The organism is Actinoallomurus acaciae, from assembly GCF_042429965.1.
Lineage (GTDB): Bacteria > Actinomycetota > Actinomycetes > Streptosporangiales > Streptosporangiaceae > Actinoallomurus > Actinoallomurus acaciae.
The window spans coordinates 1-2963 of the sequence record NZ_JBHLZP010000766.1 but is presented as its reverse complement, the minus strand read 5'-3'; the positions used below and the strand labels follow the sequence as shown (position 1 = coordinate 2963).

The 2963-nt window shown below is 72.1% G+C and carries 4 protein-coding genes; 1 reads left to right on the top strand and 3 read right to left on the bottom strand.

The genetic code is table 11. The annotated features are described in order from the left end of the window. On the top strand, window positions 1-324 hold a 324-nt coding region (locus ACFFNX_RS46630), incomplete at its 5' end, for an ATP-binding cassette domain-containing protein (protein WP_378212797.1). A 10-nt stretch (window positions 325-334) separates the two neighbouring features. On the opposite strand, the gene ACFFNX_RS46625 is transcribed toward ACFFNX_RS46630, so the two are convergent. The 3 genes from ACFFNX_RS46625 to ACFFNX_RS46615 all read right to left on the bottom strand — a co-directional run. Beyond that, window positions 335-934, bottom strand: a complete 600-nt coding sequence (locus ACFFNX_RS46625; protein WP_378212796.1) for a response regulator transcription factor — start codon at window positions 932-934, stop codon at window positions 335-337. Window positions 935-1226: 292 nt separating this feature from the next. Next, a complete protein-coding gene (gene hutI / locus ACFFNX_RS46620; RefSeq protein ID WP_378212794.1) occupies window positions 1227-2393 on the bottom strand; it encodes an imidazolonepropionase in 1167 nt (388 codons plus the stop codon). Between the two features lie 72 nt (window positions 2394-2465). Then, the coding region (locus ACFFNX_RS46615; protein WP_378212793.1) for a zinc-binding dehydrogenase at window positions 2466-2963 on the bottom strand (498 nt) is incomplete at its 5' end.

Here is a 2963-nt window from a genome sequence, read left to right as displayed (position 1 = left end):
TCGCTGTCGGCCGGCGAACGGCAGCTCGTCGCCCTGGCCCGCGCCTTCGCGTCACCGGCCCGGCTGGTCATCCTGGACGAGGCGACCTGCCACCTGGACGCCGCGGCCGAGGAACACGCCGAGCGGGCCTTCGCCGCCCGGCCGGGTGCGCTCATGGTGATCGCGCACCGGATGACGTCGGCCCGGCGCGCGCGCCGCGTCCTCGTCCTGGACGGCACCCGCGCCTGGCTCGGCGCCCACGGGGACCTGCTGGAGGACTGCCCCCTCTACCGGGAGCTGCACGGCCACTGGTCGGCCGAAGGACGCACGCCGGCGGTTCGCTGATCGCCTCGGGTCACAGCCAGCCGGCGTCGTCGGCGATGCGGATGGCGTCGACGCGGTTGCGGGCGCCGATCTTGCCGATGATCCGCGAGATGTGGTTGCGGACGGTGCGGACCGACAGGAACAGGTGACCCGCGATCTCCGCCGACGACGCGCCCTGGGCGGCCAGCCGCAGCACGTCCACCTCGCGTTCGGTCAGCGGGCTCTCCGGGCGGTGGAGCGCGGCGAACGCCAGCTCCGAGTCGATCACCCGCTCTCCCTGGGCGACGCGGCGGACCGCGTCGGCCAGGTCGGCCGGCGGCGTGTCGATGAGCAGGAAACCCATGACGCCGGCGGCGACGGCCCGGCGCAGCTCACCGGGGCGGCGGCGGTTCGCCATGATCACGGTCGCGCAGGACCGCAGCTCCTCGTGGAGGGACCGGACCACGGCGAAGCCGTCGTCCATGCCCGCCCCGAGGATGACGACATCGGGTTCGAGTTCGAGTGCGGTCGGAAGCGCCTTGTCCGCCGACTCCAGCGCCGCGGCCACTTCCATGTCCGGATGTCCGGAAATTAAGGCGACAAGGCCGCCTCTGACGAGATTCATATTCTCGACAATGAGAATGCTGATCACTTTCGCCTCGTGGCATAGTCGATTTCGGCCGGACGAAATCAATCCCTTCGTCCGGCAAACTTCTACCGGCAGCGTATGAACGTACGCTCAGGTCATGGATAACCGATACCGGTCCACCTGAGGTCGAGACGATCAAGGTCGCGCATCATGGACTCCCGAGGGGCTAGGGCCAGTGCACCCCCAAGGTTGGATGACAAGCGGTGATCAGTCAACGCCCAGCAGTGGCCGAGAAAGGCCCTGACGTCGGCGAATATTTCACCGATCAGGCGACAGAAAGCTCAACCGCTTGTTTTTAGGACGAATTACCGTTCCGAAATTCAATGGTCCGGCCATTGCGCCATACGCGCGCCACCTGCGGAACCCCCGGCCGGTACGCGAGATGGATGTGTGACGGCGCGTCCAGTATCAGTACGTCCGCACGTGCGCCGGGGCGCAGGTGTCCGACGTCCGTCCTGCGCAGCGCCTTCGCCCCGCCCTCGGTCGCCGCGCGTACGGCCTCCTCCGGCGTCATCCGCATCTCCCGTACGGCCAGCGCGACGCAGAAGGCCATGCTGGAGGAGTAGCACGAGCCCGGGTTGCAGTCGGTGGCCAGCGCGACGGTCGCCCCGGCGTCGATGAGCGCGCGGGCGTCCGGGTACGGCTGGCGCGTGGAGAACTCCACCCCCGGCAGCAGCGTCGCGACCGTGCGTGAACCCGCCAGCGCGGCGACGTCCTCGCCGGACAGGAAGGTGCAGTGATCGGCCGAGGCGGCGTCGAACTCCACCGCGATGGCCACGCCCGGCCCGTGCCCGAGCTGGTTCGCGTGCAGCCGTGGCACCAGCCCGGCCGCCCGCCCGGCGGTCAGGATCTCCCGCGTCTGGTCCGCGTCGAACGCCCCGCGCTCGCAGAAGACGTCGACGAACCGCGCGTACGGCGCGCACGCCTCCAGCATCGGCCCGGTCACGAGCCGCACGTACTCGGCCGGGTCGGTGTCCGCCGGCACGACGTGGGCGCCGAGGAACGTCACCTCGTCCACCAGCGAGGCCGCGATGCGCACGGCCCGCTCCTCCTGCTCGACGGTGAGGCCGTAGCCCGACTTGCACTCGACCGTCGTCGTCCCCTGCCGGGACATCTCCGCGACGAGGCGCCGTACGTTGGCCCGCAGCTCCTCGTCGGAGGCGGCGCGCGTCCGCTCGACGGTGGTGCGGATGCCTCCGGCGGCGTACGGGCGGCCGCTCATCCGGGCGGCGAACTCCTCGGCGCGCTCCCCCGCGAAGACCAGGTGCGCGTGGGAGTCCACGAACCCGGGCAGCACCGCGCGCCCGCCCGCGTCGTACGCCTCGTCGGCGGCGGGCGCCCGCCGCGACGGGCCCGCCCAGGCGATGCGTCCGCCGTCGATGACCAGCGCGGCGTCCTCCATCAGCCAGCGGTCCTCGGCCGCCCCGGCCAGCTCGCCGATGTTCGTGATCACGGTGCTCACGCCGCCAGGATTTCACCGGTGAGACGGCGGGCGGCACCCCCGGGGCCCGCGCGCCGTCTCACATCCGAGACATCACGGGCGCAGGACGACCTTGCCCCGGTTCTCCCGGCGCTCGATGATCCGGTGGGCCTCGGCGGCGTCCTCCAGCGGCAGCGTCCGGTGCACGGCCGTGGTCAGCCGGCCGCGGGCGTACAGGTCCCACAGCTCCCGCCGGTGCCGCTCGTACTCCTCCGGCCGATGCGCCACGAAGGGGCGCATGGCGAAGCCGATCAGCGACTGCCCGTGCACCCGCAGCTCGTTCGCGTCCACGGCGCCGCCGACGGCGTTGTAACAGACGAGCCGGCCGAGCGGGGCCAGTGCCCGCAGCGCCGCCGCCTGGACCGTGCCGCCGACCCCGTCGACGACGACGTCCACCGGCTCGCCCCAATCCTCGTCGTAGGCGACGACCGCATCGGCACCGAGGTCGTGCAGGAAGGCGGCCTTGCCGCGGTCGCTCACGGCCGCCACCACCCGCTCGGCGCCCATCTCCCGCGCCAGCCGCACGGCGAGGTGGCCCACGCCCCCGGCGGC